The organism is Ruegeria sp. BG7 (assembly GCF_056535685.1).
Genome location: NZ_JBQFIU010000002.1, coordinates 57,789 through 72,772 on the forward strand (window position 1 = coordinate 57,789; position 14,984 = coordinate 72,772).

At 56.0% G+C, this 14,984-nt stretch carries 16 protein-coding genes; 4 read left to right on the forward strand and 12 right to left on the reverse strand.

The features are described 5' to 3' along the window. Positions 1-2: 2 nt before the first annotated feature. The 6 genes from ACR3EH_RS18275 to ACR3EH_RS18300 form a co-directional block, all read right to left on the reverse strand. On the reverse strand, positions 3-1,097 hold the full coding sequence (locus ACR3EH_RS18275; RefSeq protein ID WP_171648109.1) for a serine/threonine protein kinase: 1,095 nt from the start codon (positions 1,095-1,097) through the stop codon (positions 3-5). 8 nt (positions 1,098-1,105) lie between these two features. Further along, the gene (locus ACR3EH_RS18280; RefSeq protein ID WP_171648107.1) at positions 1,106-2,314 is read right to left on the reverse strand and encodes a protein phosphatase 2C domain-containing protein; all 1,209 of its coding nucleotides are present in this window, start codon (positions 2,312-2,314) and stop codon (positions 1,106-1,108) included. Positions 2,315-2,319: 5 nt separating this feature from the next. Continuing rightward, positions 2,320-2,934: an FHA domain-containing protein gene (locus tag ACR3EH_RS18285; protein ID WP_171095062.1), complete on the reverse strand. Its 615-nt coding sequence runs from the start codon at positions 2,932-2,934 to the stop codon at positions 2,320-2,322. A gap of 35 nt (positions 2,935-2,969) precedes the next feature. Further along, positions 2,970-4,487 (reverse strand): FHA domain-containing protein, encoded by a 1,518-nt coding sequence (locus ACR3EH_RS18290; protein WP_171095064.1) that lies wholly within the window; start codon positions 4,485-4,487, stop codon positions 2,970-2,972. Positions 4,488-4,563: 76 nt separating this feature from the next. After that, on the reverse strand, positions 4,564-5,031 hold the full coding sequence (locus tag ACR3EH_RS18295) for a hypothetical protein (RefSeq protein WP_171095067.1): 468 nt from the start codon (positions 5,029-5,031) through the stop codon (positions 4,564-4,566). Between the two features lie 59 nt (positions 5,032-5,090). Then, positions 5,091-5,795, reverse strand: coding sequence for a hypothetical protein (locus tag ACR3EH_RS18300; protein WP_171187779.1), 705 nt, complete (start codon positions 5,793-5,795; stop codon positions 5,091-5,093). A 161-nt stretch (positions 5,796-5,956) separates the two neighbouring features. Here ACR3EH_RS18300 and ACR3EH_RS18305 point away from each other — a divergent pair, with 161 nt between their 5' ends. After that, complete coding sequence (locus tag ACR3EH_RS18305; RefSeq protein WP_171187777.1) at positions 5,957-6,508, forward strand: hypothetical protein; 552 nt, start codon at positions 5,957-5,959, stop codon at positions 6,506-6,508. After that, positions 6,505-7,248, forward strand: coding sequence for an FHA domain-containing protein (locus ACR3EH_RS18310; protein WP_171187775.1), 744 nt, complete (start codon positions 6,505-6,507; stop codon positions 7,246-7,248). The genes ACR3EH_RS18305 and ACR3EH_RS18310 overlap by 4 nt, the downstream gene beginning before the upstream one ends. 132 nt (positions 7,249-7,380) lie before the next feature. Here the strand turns inward: ACR3EH_RS18310 and katG are convergent, their stop codons facing one another. Then, a complete protein-coding gene (katG, locus tag ACR3EH_RS18315; RefSeq protein ID WP_171187773.1) occupies positions 7,381-9,561 on the reverse strand; it encodes a catalase/peroxidase HPI in 2,181 nt (726 codons plus the stop codon). A 107-nt stretch (positions 9,562-9,668) separates the two neighbouring features. Here katG and ACR3EH_RS18320 point away from each other — a divergent pair, with 107 nt between their 5' ends. Continuing rightward, positions 9,669-10,601 (forward strand): hydrogen peroxide-inducible genes activator, encoded by a 933-nt coding sequence (locus ACR3EH_RS18320; protein WP_171187771.1) that lies wholly within the window; start codon positions 9,669-9,671, stop codon positions 10,599-10,601. 52 nt (positions 10,602-10,653) lie between these two features. Here the strand turns inward: ACR3EH_RS18320 and ACR3EH_RS18325 are convergent, their stop codons facing one another. The 3 genes from ACR3EH_RS18325 to ACR3EH_RS18335 are packed head-to-tail and all read right to left on the reverse strand — an operon-like array spanning position 10,654 to position 12,508. Continuing rightward, positions 10,654-10,989: a carboxymuconolactone decarboxylase family protein gene (locus ACR3EH_RS18325; protein WP_171187770.1), complete on the reverse strand. Its 336-nt coding sequence runs from the start codon at positions 10,987-10,989 to the stop codon at positions 10,654-10,656. Positions 10,990-11,000: 11 nt separating this feature from the next. Next, positions 11,001-11,759 (reverse strand): amino acid ABC transporter permease, encoded by a 759-nt coding sequence (locus tag ACR3EH_RS18330; protein ID WP_171187768.1) that lies wholly within the window; start codon positions 11,757-11,759, stop codon positions 11,001-11,003. A gap of 8 nt (positions 11,760-11,767) precedes the next feature. After that, the gene (locus ACR3EH_RS18335) at positions 11,768-12,508 is read right to left on the reverse strand and encodes an amino acid ABC transporter ATP-binding protein (RefSeq protein ID WP_171187766.1); all 741 of its coding nucleotides are present in this window, start codon (positions 12,506-12,508) and stop codon (positions 11,768-11,770) included. 121 nt (positions 12,509-12,629) lie between these two features. On the opposite strand from ACR3EH_RS18335, the gene ACR3EH_RS18340 reads away from it, so the two are divergent. Next, entirely contained in the window at positions 12,630-13,400 is a 771-nt protein-coding gene (locus tag ACR3EH_RS18340) for a transporter substrate-binding domain-containing protein (protein WP_171187764.1), read from the forward strand. A 103-nt stretch (positions 13,401-13,503) separates the two neighbouring features. Here ACR3EH_RS18340 and ACR3EH_RS18345 read toward each other — a convergent pair whose 3' ends face one another. Together ACR3EH_RS18345 and ACR3EH_RS18350 are read right to left on the reverse strand one after the other, a co-directional pair. After that, the gene (locus tag ACR3EH_RS18345) at positions 13,504-14,214 is read right to left on the reverse strand and encodes an aspartate/glutamate racemase family protein (RefSeq protein WP_171187762.1); all 711 of its coding nucleotides are present in this window, start codon (positions 14,212-14,214) and stop codon (positions 13,504-13,506) included. Then, entirely contained in the window at positions 14,211-14,915 is a 705-nt protein-coding gene (locus ACR3EH_RS18350) for a GntR family transcriptional regulator (RefSeq protein ID WP_171187761.1), read from the reverse strand. The genes ACR3EH_RS18345 and ACR3EH_RS18350 overlap by 4 nt, the downstream gene beginning before the upstream one ends. Positions 14,916-14,984 lie beyond the last annotated feature (69 nt).

Genomic DNA, 14,984 nt, shown 5'->3' on the forward strand with positions numbered 1-14,984 from the left:
ATTCACATCAAGGTTCCATAAGCAATCACGGCCAGAGCAACGACCAGAATGAAAAACAACACTAGCAAAGACGCCTTGTGCCCACCCGACCGGCCACGCTTTTGCCGGGTTTTGCGCATCTCCGGTTTTCGTGTGACGTTAGGCTCCAGCTGTTGCGATTTGATCTGGGGCACGTCCAGATCAATCTCTGCGACCCTTGCATAGTCACGCGCGGTTCGAATGCGATCACGCGGTAAAAGCTTGCACCCCAAGTCAATCGCGTTCAGCAGGGCGTCATCATACGTATCCTGTACCCTGTTGCGGACCAGATTTTGACGCACGGGAACATACGGGTCACGCCCGGAAGAGCGCACGTCTTGCCAACGCTCTTCCGCATTGGGCGGCAAACTTTGGGATACCATTTCGTACAGGATCACTGACAATGCGAATAGATCGCTCCACGGTCCTTCATGTACGCCGCCAGCCAAACCCGTCTTTTCGGGGGGGAACTGTTCAATCGCTGCGTATTTCCGCGTGAACATTGACGCCAGCCCGCTGGATTTTCCCATTAAACGCGCGGCCCCAAAGTCGATCAGGATAGGCTGACCATCTTTTCGGATCATGACATTTGCTGGCTTCATATCCCGATGCACAACACCCACCTTGTGCACTGCATCCAAAGCCCCGAGCATAGACCGCAGAAAAGTCTTTACCAGTTCCTGCGGCACCGATCCGCGTGCATCGATCATACGCGCCATCATCCGGTCCAGCGGGTCGCCATGGATGTATTCCATCACACAATAGGCTGTACCGTGTTTGCGGAAAGCGGCGCGCACGCGCATCAGGCCCTGCTGCTGTGGCAGATCACGCAGCAAATTGGCCTCCTGCAGAAACGCCTCCAGCCCCATGTGAAACAGCTGCCGCCCCTCTGACGTCGGAGCAACTGCATTGTTGGGCCCTCGGTTCGCATAATCTGCCGGAAAATACTCCTTGATCGCGAACCTTTCACCGGTTTCCCGATTGCGCGACTGATAGGTAATGCCAAAGCCCCCTTGCCCCAGCACGTCCCCCAGGACGTAGCCGGCAAAGGTTTCTCCCTTTGGCAAGTGAACGGACACGGGCGGGGCTACTCCTGATCTATTGCACCTAAGGACGGTTGCTCGTCCTGATTGGTCACTTCGTCCGGGGTTTGATCCTCGGCGGCTTCAGATGATTCAGCTGGTGCACTGCTTTCATCCGTATCACTTTCATCGGTTGCATCCGGCTCAACTTCAGGCACCTGAGTGTCAGCCTCGTCAGACGGCGCGATCTGTTCCCCATCCGATGTGTCATCTGACGGTTCCGGATCGGTCGTAACCGAACGATCGCCTATGCTACGCTCTTCCTGAGACGGTGCCGCCGTCTCTTGCGCGGGATCAGGCTCGGTCTCGGCCACTTCTTCGCCTTTGAAGGTGAGCGCGCCAACAGCGGCCCCAATCGCCAAAGCGCCAAGGCCAATTGCAGCATATTTCAACGTTTTCTTATTGTTTTCTGCACCGTTGAAAGCCCATTGGCTGCCGCGAAGCATACTGCTCATGCCATCTTGAACATGGGCATAAACAACAACCGTTGTATTATCCTGCTTTGGCTTACCTTTCGCTTCGACCGCGTTCAGCAAGTCCGAGGCAACGCCACGCATATCTCTGCTTTTGCCGTTTTGCAGAACGCTAGCGATTTCGGCTTGGGGCAATGTGTCCAGCCCGTCCGAACACGCCAATACCACGTCGCCGGGCTTGAGGCTTATTGCATTGACGTCCGTCAACGAGATCCGATCGCCCATGAGCGCAGACCGCAGCGCGTTGCGGCGTGGATGATTGTCCGCCTCTTCTTGCGTGATCTGGCCTGCGGCCACCATTTGCAGCAATTCGCCATAAAGCGAATGATCTGCGTTCAGCTTTTTCAACCTCCCGTCGCGTAGCAGAAACAGACTGCTGTCGCCCACGGAAACCCAAACCAGACGATCCCCCAGTTTGAGTGCAGCAATCAGTGTGCAACCCATACCCTTTAGGTCGGGCTGGCTGGCGATCTTCTGACGCAGTGCTTCATTCGCTGCGGTCAACGAATCCTGCAACCGTTCACGCGGGCGCGGTGCGACCGAGCCTTCGATGAAATGAGATTTAAAGACCGACAGCGCCAGATTTGCCGCCACCTCGCCCCCGGCATGGCCGCCCATTCCATCGGCGACCAGCATGAGGATATCGGATTTTGGGTCGCGCTCGTTTTGAAAAACGATGTCGAACGCGTCTTCCTGGTTCTCTCGCTGACCCAGGCTCTGTTTGCCGCTGATGATTGTCATCTGGATCAGTCGTCAGAGCTTTCGGCCAGTTCAGACCAGTCAAAATCCTCGTTACAGAAGGCCACAAAGCGCACATGCGTCTGTTTCGACAACTCGATCAGCGCGTAATTCTCCAGCGGCATGGTCGTTGCCACGATCTGGCCGTTGATCCGGCTGATGTTCCGCCCGGTCCCCGGCGCCGCAAAGAACACTCGGTTTGCGTCATCGAAGATAACCCGCAGATGGTCCTTGCCGGAAATCATCTTGTCGCCGAAATCCAGGGCCACACGCTCATCACCATCCCGGCCCAAAGTGTTCATGCCAGAGCCCAGATTGACCGATTGGCCAAGGCCCGGACCTTTGACTACGACCAGCCATCCGGTGATGGGATCGACCATAGGATCGAACTCGGCCTTTCCCGAAAACTCTTTGGACATCCCGCCATGATAAATCTGAGTTTTCTCGGATTCGACGTATTCGGTTGGAGCTTCGCTGAACGACGACCCGCCAATCGCGTGTGTCGGTTCGTTGTCAGACGGAGAAATGCTCTCGGTAAACCCTTCATCCGAGCCGAAATCCACGTCGCTCAGCTCTTCTTCGTCCTTGTCGAACAGCCAGCTGGTTTTGTTGTCATTTCCCATTGTTTTCACCTTTCCTGTTCAGTTGATCCCGCGGCCTATGCCCGGACCAGTTTCAGGCGTACGGACCCAAGGCCCACAGTGTCACCTACATTAATCTTCTGCGCGCCTTTGATTTTGCGGTCATTCACAAGCGTGCCGTTCAGACTGTCCAGATCGCTGAGCGTAAACCGCCCGTCCTGAGTTCCGCTCAGCTCGGCATGGACACGCGACACGCCACCGTCAGGGATGACCACTGCGTTAGTGCTGCTGCGCCCCAGCGTCGAACGGCCTGCCGGAACCGGGAAGCGATGCCCGTTATCGACACGCACCAGATAAGCTACCGGAGGTGGAGCATATGCTGCGGTCGGTGCGCTGTCTTGCGCGGGCATTTCCGTTACATCCTGCAGATCATCTGGACCAAGATCGTCCAGATCATCCTCTTCTTCGGTGCCACCCCGGCGCATAAGCAAAACCGCCAGCAAAAGGGCCAGCAGGGCAATAACACCAGCGCCAATATAGACATAAAGCGCAGGCAGGCCAAAAATCAGCGGTTCTTCCTCAGCGGGCTCGGCTGGTTCCTCCGGTTCTACCGCTGCAACGTTTACGGGCTGGAATTCAGCTGAGTAGCTTTTGGTCTGGGTTTGACCAGGCTGCCCAACCACCGGTTCAATCATGTCGATTGTGATCCGTGCCGGGGCCGGATCACCAACCGGCACAATCAGCCCAGAGCCTTTGACAGCGTTTCCGTAGCTGCGGATAAAACTGGAAACAACAGTGTTTGCCGTCTGCTGGTTCTGCAGGAAAACTTCTTCCATCAACCCGTTTTGTGGGTCGGTCAGGCGTTTCAAAACATCTATGCCGCGGGTGGTGCGCGCATTGCCTTGCGCGCGCCAGAACATCCCCAAAGCAGAGACCGACACGCCAGCCTTTTCCGCCGCTTCCGAAATTTCTTCGACCGTGGCCAGCCCTTCTTCGTCGCCATCAGTGATCAGGATCAGGTTCTTTAGAAGAACATCGTCCTGCTCGCTCAGCAGTTCTATCGCCCGCGTGGAATTCGCCACCAAACGCGTGTTCTGTTCTTTGATTTCCAGCCCATCGATTACGTCTTCGGCCCGAGACCGACTGGTGGAGAACGGCGAAAGCTCGACAATATCGTTGCCAAAGCCGTAGATCGCCACTTTCTCATCCGGTGGCAGGTTGGCTACCACGCGTGAAATGAGGTCGCGCTCTCGGGTCCAACTACGTACGCGACCGCTGCGATCCCCGACCGACAGGTCAATCAGAACCATCGTGGCGGACAGAGTCAGGTTTCCGGGGATTTCATCAACGTCTTTCACGAACTCAAAATCGGCTTGGCTGTCGCCCAACGACCGAAAGCTCATGCCACCCCGTTCGTTGCCCGAAGGGACGCGCACCAGGCAACTGTCTTCTGGCGCGGGCTTTGCAGGAGCGCAATCGAGAATGGCAAGACCCGTCGCTGGCGCGCGTGTCTTACCGTCTTGCGCGGTGGCCGCGCCTGCAAAAAACATTGCAGCCGCAACCGCAATAAATGTGCGTGAAATTCCGTAGGTCACGATCCCAAGACCCCCCTCAGGCAAGACGTCCCGGTCGTCGCATGCGTCGACAAGCGCCGACCTGACGTGTTTCGTATCAGATTGACAGCGCGCGGTAGGCTGACTTGATCCGGCTCAACTCCGAACGCACCACAGATGGGCTGGCCCCTGCGGCAACATCCCGTTCAACAGCGTTGAGCTGGCTGTCCAGAGCCTGCACTTGTTGCAGTTTGGCCGGATCCGATGCCGAAGCGGCACGCGCCTTGGCCCCTTGCGCCTTTACATCGGCAATCTGCTGCCGCAGCGCGTTAATCTCGCTTTGGTTGGCGTCACGCTGTGCTGCCAACTGTGCGTTACGCTGTTCAGCAGCTTTGTTCTGGGCCAGGATAGCGTCCGCCTGCGCTTTGTTCTGCGCAATCTGGCGGTCGTATTCACCCGAGTTTAAGTTTGCAATGTTGTCGAAAAGTGTTGCCGTAGTCGGGTCAGTCGACCCTGTACATCCTGCTACTGTGATGACGGAAACCAGTACGAGCGGTTTCGAGAAACGAAAAAGATCAGAGTTCATTTTACACACTTATGATTAGAAAACCCGCGCCTGTCGCCAGGCGCGGGTCAAAGAAATTCTTAAAGAAGGTTGATGGACGCACGTGTGCGCGCAAGGCGATTCTTATTGCTGACTGCCGCGTTGGTCGCGCCACCCAGACCGGGTTGGCCCTTGCTGGATGCGGTGCGCAACTCGGAAATCGTTTTGTCCATATTCTGTTCACTGCGCTTCAGCTCGTTCGACACAACCTGACGGTTCGATTTGATCGCGTTGACGCGCTTGTTGTAGGCGGACTGTGACAGTTGCCCACCGTCCAGCTGCCGACGCAGAGACTTCAACTCGGCGTTTTGCGACGCCAGAACCGAACGCAGGTTCGCCTGAACCGAATTCAGCTGAGTGCTTACGTTGGACAGGTTGGCCAGAACGGCCTTGCTGTTGACGATTTCAACATTCTTGGCTGCAGCTTTCTTGCCAACCTGGTTGCCGCCGACACCACCGATCAAGCCGCCTGCCGCTGCACCAGCGGCACAATCACTGGCACCGCCGCCAAGCAGCAAGGCCACGCCACAGCCCACTGCGGCACCGGCCAGTGCGCCCTGCACCGTATTGTTCACGATGATATCCTTTGAAACCTGATCAAGGCTGCGCACCTGTTTCTCAAGTTGCTTTTCCTGCTGCGTCTTGCCCGCAACTGCCGACGATGTGGCAGATTGAATTGTTTCTTCAGTACAGGCTGACAGTAGCAATGAAAAAGCGGCAAAAATGGAAATAGCGACTGAACGCATCAAGTAACTCCGTACATATAAATTATTCTTCGTAGTTGATTATGAACTCACATACTTTTTATTTTCAATCAACGATTCGCGTGTTCGCGTGATTAACAAAAATCGATGACGTTTGGTGCGGCTTATATTATGGACACTTTCTCTCAAAGCTTGGTTACAATATGAAATTACCCTTTGAAGTCAGAGACAAAATCTCTCTTGCAAATGATGTTTTTTCTTTTCTTGGCAACATTGGCGCCGGAATTGGCGCATTGTTGGCATTTCTTGGAATTACCTCTAATTTAGCGAACAATACCACAAATGTCATATTTAATGTTCAGGTTTCTTCACTCTCGCTACCGGTGCGCCTTACACTTCTACTTTTGATTGCAGCGGCTTTGGGATGGGGGATTGGGGCAGTTGTTGGAAAACTCTGCCGTTCCAGAAATGACTCGCTGAGTTTCATAGCATATATTGTTGCTCTGCTCTGGGGGGGCTTGATGGTCGGGGCGGCTGACTGGCTTGCTGTTGCACCGCGCCATCAGGTCTTGTCCGAGACCTTGTTGTTCACCGTGGCCGGAACCGGACTGGCCCTTTGGATCGCCGGATTCCATTTCCAAAGCGCCTCTTCAAGGAGCAAGCGCATACTGCGTGTTCAATGCGATGCGTTGCTTTTGTTTTCGATTGGTTCAGCCTTGTTCTTGGCACTGACACTGTTGGGGGCAGGCACATGAAGCTTGGTGGTCCACTAGATTCCAAAAGCGCGGCACGCTTGCTGAGCGCGGCCGCAATACTCGACTTCATGTTTCTTGGCTTTGTGCTGGCAACCATAGAACCTGTCCTGCGTCAGGAATTGGGGTTGCGCCACGTCGGCCTGGCCTTGCCAATCGGGCTCTATGTGGCTCTTGTACTGATCTATTGGCTGATCTGCGAAGGGTTCCTAGGTGGGCTGAGCCTTGGGCGCTACGCCATGCGCCTGAACATGCGGGACAAGCAAGGTAAACCCATTTCACCTGTGCGGCGATCCACCCGCGCCGTCAAAAAGATCATGTCTCTAGGTCTTACAGGAATGAACCCCAATGCCGTTTCGGGATATGACCGAGCGGCTGAGGTGACATGGTACAGCCCCATGGCACCGCGCCCCCTGGCCTATTGGCAGCTTGCCGTAATGGATGGCCCGGATCGCGGCAAAGTCATCGAGTTTCGGAAGGTGGCGGGCTTGCAGAAATCCCATCAAATCAAGATTGGCCGCGATCCAAACTGGGCAGATCTGACACTGTCCCGCAGCGAAAAAGCCTCGGGCCAACATTGTGTGTTAAGGGTTGAAAAGAAGGGTGTTCTGTACATCCGGGACATGAACTCTTCCAACGGCACCTGGACAGGTGGTCGCCGGGTTGGACCCGAAAAATGGATGCCTCTGGCACCAGACGGTCGGTTCCGCGTCGGGAATATAACGGTCGCTGTGCTGCGGTGATGCGATCATAAGCCGCTGCTTCAAGTTTCAAACGCTCCAGCTTAGTTTCGCTGGCTGCAACCACCTTGAACCAGTTGACGGGTCTTCAATTGAAAACCAGGCGAGGGAATCCTCGCCTGGTTTTTTCATACTTTAGGCGACCAGATCAAACCGGTCGTTGTTCATGACCTTAGTCCAGGCCGCAACGAAGTCGCGCGCGAACTTCTCGGCGTTGTCATCCTGAGCATAAACCTCGGCATAGCCACGCAGGATCGAGTTCGAGCCAAAGACCAGATCAGCACTGGTGGCCGTGAACTTGACCTCACCGGATGCGCGATCTCGCAACTCGTATGTACCACCCTCGACCGGCTGCCAGCTGAGCGACATATCCGTCAGGTTGACGAAGAAGTCAGTGGTCAGCTGTCCGACACGGTCGGTGAAGACACCGTGCGCCGATCCGCCATGATTGGCACCCAGAACACGCAGGCCGCCGACCAGAACGGTCATCTCAGATGCCGTCAGGCCCAGCAATTGCGCACGGTCCAGCATCATCGCCTCGGGCGACACGGCGTATTCTTTCAGCTGCCAGTTACGGAACCCGTCAGCCAGCGGCTCGAGCACCGAGAAGCTGTCTGCGTCGGTCTGTTCGTCTGTCGCGTCGCCGCGACCAGCCGAGAAGGGAACCGTGACATTAAAGCCTGCAGCCTTGATCGACTGTTCCAGACCGACATTACCTGCCAGAACGATCACGTCAGCGACCGACGCTCCGGTTTCAGCAGCGATCGGCTCCAGCACGCCCAGCACTTTTGCCAGACGCTCAGGCTCGTTGCCCGCCCAGTCTTTCTGCGGTGCCAGACGGATGCGCGCACCATTTGCGCCGCCGCGTTTGTCAGACCCACGGAAGGTGCGGGCGCTGTCCCAGGCGGTGGTGATCATCTCGACTGCAGTCAGGCCGCTGTCCGCGATCTTTGCTTTGACCGCATCAACGTCATATCCAGTCGAACCTGCAGGGATCGGATCCTGCCAGATCAGGTCTTCTGCGGGCACGTCCGGACCGTAGTAGTTAACGCGTGGGCCCATATCGCGGTGGGTCAGCTTGAACCACGCACGGGCGAAGGTGTCCGCGAAATAGTCCGGATCGGCCATGAATTTCTGACAGATCGCGTTGTAGGCCGGATCAACTTTCATCGCCATATCCGCATCGGTCATCATCGGCATCCGGCGGACAGACGAGTCGGTCGGATCGACCGGCTTTTCATCTTCCGGCATGTCGATGGGCTGCCACTGATGCGCGCCAGCGGGCGATTTGCCCAGTTCCCATTCGTAACCGAACAGATAGTCGAAATAGCCCATATCGAACTTCAGCGGCTCTTTCGTCCAGGCTCCTTCAATGCCTGATGTGAACGCGTTGGTCGCCTTGCCGTTCTGATCAGGATTGTCCCAACCCAAGCCCTGGCCAGACACAGGGCAGGCTTCGGGCTCGGCACCGATGTTGTCACCCGCCATCGCGCCGTGCGCCTTACCGACCGTGTGACCACCGCATGTCAGCGCTGCAGTCTCTTCGTCATCCATAGCCATACGAGCAAAGGTTTCACGGATATGCAAAGCGGTACGTGCCGGGTCCGGGTTGCCGTTCACACCTTCGGGGTTCACATAGATCAGACCCATATGTACTGCGCCCAGCGGGTTTTCCAGCGTGCTGGGTGTTTCCAGATCGCCATAGCGGCTCTCGGACGGGGCCAGCCATTGGTTTTCTGAACCCCAGTACACGTCTTTTTCCGGGCCCCAGATATCTTCGCGGCCAAAACCGAAACCAAAGGTTTTCAGGCCCATGGATTCATACGCAACAGTGCCCGACAGGACGATCAGGTCAGCCCAGGACAGTGCGTTGCCGTATTTCTTTTTCACCGGCCACAGCAGACGGCGCGCTTTATCCAGGCTGGCGTTGTCTGGCCACGAGTTCAGCGGAGCAAACCGGATGTTGCCCGAACCCGCGCCGCCACGGCCGTCGCCCAAGCGATAAGAGCCAGCCGAGTGCCACGCCAGACGGATCATCAGGCCGCCGTAGTGACCCCAGTCCGCCGGCCACCAGTCTTGACTGTCGGTCAACAGCGCCTCGACATCGGCGCGAACGGCTTTGAAATCCAGACCTTTGACCGCTTCACGGTGGTTGTAATCCGCATCCATCGGGTTGGTGCGCGTGTCGTGCTGGCTCAGAATGTCCAGGTTCAGCGCATCCGGCCACCATTTGGTAACAGAATTGCCCGTGCCTGTGTTCCCGCCATGCATAACAGGGCAGCCGCCGGATTGGTGATTGTGAGGGTTACCGTCCATTGTAAATCTCCTGAGTATTTACCTAGGGGTTCAGATAGGTTGACTCGTACCCGACCCTAGCGATAAATGGAAATTTGTATTTTCTATCATTGTGATTAGTTTTTCAAATGAAAGCACTGACACTCAAGCACCTGCGTTACTTCGAGGCTCTTGCCACTCATGGTCACTTCGGCAAAGCCGCGGCAGCCAGTGCAATCTCGCAGCCTGCCCTCTCCATTCAAATCAAAGAGCTGGAGGCCATAATGGGCGGTCCGCTGGTGGAACGCGCCGCGCGTGAGACCCGGCTGACGGCACTTGGAGAAGACGTTCTGAGCCACGGCCGTGAAATCCTGATGCGGGTCGAAGATTTGGGCAATCTGGTACAATCACCGTCCGGCCCATTGTCAGGCCGTTTGCGGATTGGCGTTATCCCGACAGTGGCACCCTACCTGCTGCCGTCGATCATCAAGGCTTTGTCGCAGCGATTCCCACAACTGACAATCGAACCCAAAGAGACCATCACAGAGTCGGTGATCCGGGAGATTCTCGACTCGCGGCTGGATGTCGGCGTTGTCGCCCTACCTGTTTCCGAGCCCAGCCTTCGGGAGTTTTCGCTGTTCAACGAAGACTTCTTATTGGTCCGCCCAGCACATGACGCCAGCCTTCCGATGCCCAGTTCGTCGCAGCTCAGAACAATGCGGTTGTTGTTGCTGGAGGAAGGCCATTGTTTCCGTGACCAGGCCCTGTCTTTTTGTTCGATCCGCAACATCGAACCGCAGCAGATCATGGAGGGAAGTTCGCTTTCCACGCTCGTACAGATGGTTGGGGCCGGGATTGGCGTGACGCTGATACCGGAAATGGCAGTCGGCTTGGAAACCCGTTCCGCCGACGTTTCAATCGCCCGGTTCCAGGACACACCGCCTGCCCGAACGATTGGATTGGTCTGGCGCAAAACAAACCCGCTCAGCGAAAACCTTCTCAAGATCGGTGCGATTGTGCGCAAAACCGCGGAAGAGAATATTCTGCACGCGGGACAAAATGGCCAAGCGATCGCTGATTGAGTGTGAGGCGAGGTCAGCCAGGCCTTTCAGCGCTCATCTGGCTGTCTGACGCTCACGCAGAAAAAACATCATAAGCTTTGAGAGCCTTTGCACTGTAAGCATAGGACGGCCCGCCGCCCATATAGGTCGCCATGGCCAACGCCTCGCACATCTCTTCGCGCGTGGCCCCCAAACGAACAAGCGACTTCACATGAAACCCGATGCAGCTGTCACAACGGGTCGCGACAGCGATGCCCAACGCGATGAATTCCTTGGTCTTCTCGCTCAATACACCGTCGGACTTGGCGGCCTTGCCCATGATGCCAAAGCCACGCACCGTTTCGGGAACCTCTTTCGAGAAGGTGCCGATGTTGGCCTCGGTCTCGGCCATGAAATCTTTCCAGTCCACAAGTAAGCTCCTTATCCGCGCTCATCTGCGCCCATGCGGCGTTCCAACCAGCGCACACCAGCACTGATGATCAGTACGAGGATCAAATATTCAAAGATCAGCAGTGTGTAGATTTCCAGCGGGCGGTATTCCGTCACCACCAATTCATTCGCGCGGCGAGTCAATTCCTGCATCCCGATGACGCTGGCAAAGGCGCTCATCTTGACGATGTAGATGAACTGGTTGGCCAGCGGCGGTAGAATACGCCGGATCGCCTGAGGCAGGATCACGTAACGCATGGTCTGTACATAGTTCAGACCTATGGTTTGCGCCGCTTCACGCTGACCGCGCGCGATGGATTGAATACCCGCGCGATAGATCTCGGCGGTAAAGGCACTGTCCGAAATCGCAAGGGTAATAATCGCGCCCCAGAATGGATCGATTGGGACGTTCATTCCCATCGACTGGAACACGATGGGTAATCCGTAGAACACCCAAAACAGCATAGGCAGCAGTGGAATGGCGCGAATGAATTCCACATAAACCCTGTTGACCAGCCGCCAGCCGCGTTTCTCGGACAACCCCGGCAACGCCACCATCAGGCCCACGACAATTGACAGAACTGCGGCGATCAAAGAGATCTGGATCGTCGCCCACATGCCCGAAATCAGGAATTTTACATTGGTCCAGCCTGATGCCGTGGTGGGGTCGATCACATACCATCCCCAAGTCTGGGACGAGGAACAACCCGCAAGCAACAGCAAGGGCGCTATCAGAAGTAGTTTTTTCATAGCCCCTCTCAGTGCTGCAATATCTGCGATAGGAATTTACGACACCGCTCGGATTGCGGGTTGGTGAAGAAATGCTCGGGATTGCCTTCTTCGACGATCTCGCCCGCGTCCATGAAGATCATCTTGTCGGCCACCTTGCGCGCAAACCCCATCTCATGGGTTACAACAACCATGGTCATGCCCTCATTCGCCAACTCGACCATGACATCCAGCACTTCCGAAATCATTTCGGGATCCAGCGCCGAGGTCGGCTCGTCAAATAAGAGCACACGCGGCTCCATGCACAGAGATCGCGCAATGGCGACGCGTTGTTGTTGGCCGCCGGACAACTGAATGGGTTTCTTGTCCGCCTGATCGGGAATATGCACACGCTCCAGATAAAGACGTGCCTTTTCCTCAGCCTCTTTACGGCTGAGACCCCGCGCCTTGATCGGACCCAATGTCAGGTTCTCCAACACAGTCAGATGCGGAAACAGGTTGAATTGCTGAAACACCATTCCAACTTCAGACCGGATAGTCGCCGCAGATTTGGCGTCGTCCGTCAACTCGACCCCATCCACGCGGATGGTGCCTTTCTGGTGTTTTTCCAACCGGTTGATACACCGAACGACGGTCGACTTACCTGAGCCCGAAGGCCCGCAAATCACCACCTTTTCGCCGCTGTTGACCGTTAGATTAATGTCTTTGAGAACGTGAAACGTGTCGAACCACTTGTTCACGCCGACAAGTTCAATTGCGGCGTCTGGCATAAGCTGGTCTGCCCCTGTTTTAGTCGCGTTGTTTTATTTTCTTGAGGTTATCTTTGTCTTTCGGCTTAAATCAATGATGAATACGGCAGCAAGGCCGAAACGCCACCAACAGGAGAATTCAATGAACACTTTTTGGAAAACCGCGGCTGCTGCCGCGCTTGGACTGGTATTGTCGAGCGCCGCACACGCGCAATCTGCACTGAATGAGGTGTTGGATTCCGGCGTGCTAAAGGTCGGCACTACCGGCGACTGGAACCCTATGTCGCTGCGTGACCCGGCCACCAACAGCTATAAAGGCTATGACATCGACATCATGAACGAGTTGGCCGCCGATCTAGGGGTTGAGGTTGAATATGTGCCAACCGATTGGAAAACACTGGTCAATGGCGTGGTGGCAGGCAAGTACCACCTGACCGGTTCGGCCTCAATCTCGCCGCCGCGCATGAAAGTGGCCGGTTTCTCGGATAGCTACATCGCGGTGGAGCTATTCCCGTACACGACCAAGGACAAGGCGGACAAATTCGACGGTTACGACTCCATCAACCAGCCGGGTGTCACGGTTGCCACCACGCTGGGCACGACGTTTGAAAAGCGTGTGCGTGAATGGTTCCCGAACGCCGAGATCAAGGTGGTCGAAGCCCCGGCCCGTGGTTTTCAGGAAGTGATCGCTGGACGCGCAGATGTGTTCATCACGTCAAACATCGAAGGCTCAACACTTGAAGAGAAGTTCCCTGTGGTCCGTGTCAAGAATGCAGGTCCCCGGTCGCCGTCGCCCATCGCGATGATCCTGCCGCAGGGCGATCAGGTCTGGATCAACTACGTGAACAACTGGATCGAAGTGAAAAAAGCGCAGGGCTTCTTCGAAGCTAACCGCGCGAAATGGGGTCTCTGATCCCTTTTCAGAAAGACCCTGCACCTTAACGCCCGGTCTTCAGGATCGGGCGTTTTCTATTTTGACGTGACTGGGCAAAGTGCTTTGCGCACTAATTTTTCGATTAATACGTCCGCGGAACCAGACCGGCCTGAAACCACTGAATGAACGAGACGATAGAAAACACGGGCAACCCGGTGGCCTGTTGGATATCGCGTGCATAGGGGCACATATTTGTGCATTCCAGCACGATTGCACCCAAGTCAGGGTTGTCCGCAACCAAGGTACGCGCCGCCTGAACATTATCTTCACGCGCTTTCTGAACATCCAGCCTTAGCTCATTTCCAAGGATCGCGCGGGTGAACTCCTGCCCGCCTTCGGTTGTGCCAATCGGGGTATCCAACGGCACGTTGGCCGCGCGCAGATGATCTTTCGTCAGGGTCGAGGCTGAAATGGTCAATACCCCGGCACGCTTACCCGCAGGCAGAACGCGATTCACCATCTCGACCTGCATCAAGGACGATGTAGCCACCGGAACCGGGACGGCTTGGGCCAGTTCTTTCTGGAACAAGGACAGGAAACCGCAATTGGTGGTTATGCCATCCACACCATCCCGCACCAGATCCTGAGCCGCCTCGATGAACGGATCCAACATCCCCTCGGCCCGGTGCCGAACCACCCGATCCGGCGAGGCATCGCGGACAATGCGATAGAGCACCGGAAACGGCCAAGTCAGCGCGTTGCCCATGTCACCCGGGATTCTCGGGAACTGGGCATCCAGCATCAGAATACCGACGGATGCGCCGTAGATGGATTTTCCCCCCTGCGCGATCATCCCTCGACCTCCTCGATTATCCGGGCCGAGATTTCTTCGGACCCTTCCATATAAATGCTGCTAATCCCGTGACGCACAGCGTCCTGCACCTGATCCATGCGCTTGGTGATATGAGCGCCCAGAACACGTGCGGCTTCTTCCGTATCCCGTTCCATCAACGCCTGCATAACTCGCTTATGCTCGTCTTTTGAACGTTGCACCCGGTCCATACTCATGGAAATCCATCGGATATAGCGAATACGCTCATTGATCCGCGTCAGAGTTTGCAAAAGTTCCATATTGCCCGACAGTTTAGCTATCCCAAGGTGAAACGCCTCATCCCGGCTGACGGCTTCTTCGACGGTCAGGCCGGTGATATCGATGCCCGTTGAGTAAAGCTCATCCCGCAGATTCTGCAGGTCTTTGTCAGAGGCCTTGGAACACGCCGCACGCGCGGCGGCAGTTTCGATAATCTGGCGCAGCTCGAAAAGGTCAAACACGCTTTGCGCATCCAACGGGCGGCAGAAAAACCCTTGCCCGGGGCGAAAGTCAAAAAGCCGCTCGGCAACCAGCCGGTTCAACGCCTCGCGGAGTGGCGTTCGGCTGACGCCCAGTTCCTTGGACAGAGCAACTTCATTCAGACGATCCCCGGGGCGCAGGCGGAACGAAACCGCCATCGCCTTAACCTGATCATAGATGTCGCCGACCCTTGGACCCGCCATTAACCTACCTTTCCTCTTGTTTGCCACAGGTGCCACAGGCAGAACTTGAAATCAATATACAAAACTGTA

Bases quoted from the DNA above. Each gene is read 5' to 3' on its own strand.
- ACR3EH_RS18280 (WP_171648107.1), bottom strand. From the start codon at position 2,314: ATGACAATCATCAGCGGCAAACAGAGCCTGGGTCAGCGAGAGAACCAG.
- ACR3EH_RS18285 (WP_171095062.1), bottom strand. From the start codon at position 2,934: ATGGGAAATGACAACAAAACCAGCTGGCTGTTCGACAAGGACGAAGAA.
- ACR3EH_RS18295 (WP_171095067.1), bottom strand. From the start codon at position 5,031: ATGAACTCTGATCTTTTTCGTTTCTCGAAACCGCTCGTACTGGTTTCC.
- ACR3EH_RS18300 (WP_171187779.1), bottom strand. From the start codon at position 5,795: ATGCGTTCAGTCGCTATTTCCATTTTTGCCGCTTTTTCATTGCTACTG.
- ACR3EH_RS18305 (WP_171187777.1), top strand. From the start codon at position 5,957: ATGAAATTACCCTTTGAAGTCAGAGACAAAATCTCTCTTGCAAATGAT.
- ACR3EH_RS18310 (WP_171187775.1), top strand. From the start codon at position 6,505: ATGAAGCTTGGTGGTCCACTAGATTCCAAAAGCGCGGCACGCTTGCTG.
- katG (WP_171187773.1), bottom strand. From the start codon at position 9,561: ATGGACGGTAACCCTCACAATCACCAATCCGGCGGCTGCCCTGTTATG.
- ACR3EH_RS18320 (WP_171187771.1), top strand. From the start codon at position 9,669: ATGAAAGCACTGACACTCAAGCACCTGCGTTACTTCGAGGCTCTTGCC.
- ACR3EH_RS18330 (WP_171187768.1), bottom strand. From the start codon at position 11,759: ATGAAAAAACTACTTCTGATAGCGCCCTTGCTGTTGCTTGCGGGTTGT.
- ACR3EH_RS18335 (WP_171187766.1), bottom strand. From the start codon at position 12,508: ATGCCAGACGCCGCAATTGAACTTGTCGGCGTGAACAAGTGGTTCGAC.
- ACR3EH_RS18340 (WP_171187764.1), top strand. From the start codon at position 12,630: ATGAACACTTTTTGGAAAACCGCGGCTGCTGCCGCGCTTGGACTGGTA.
- ACR3EH_RS18345 (WP_171187762.1), bottom strand. From the start codon at position 14,214: ATGATCGCGCAGGGGGGAAAATCCATCTACGGCGCATCCGTCGGTATT.
- ACR3EH_RS18350 (WP_171187761.1), bottom strand. From the start codon at position 14,915: ATGGCGGGTCCAAGGGTCGGCGACATCTATGATCAGGTTAAGGCGATG.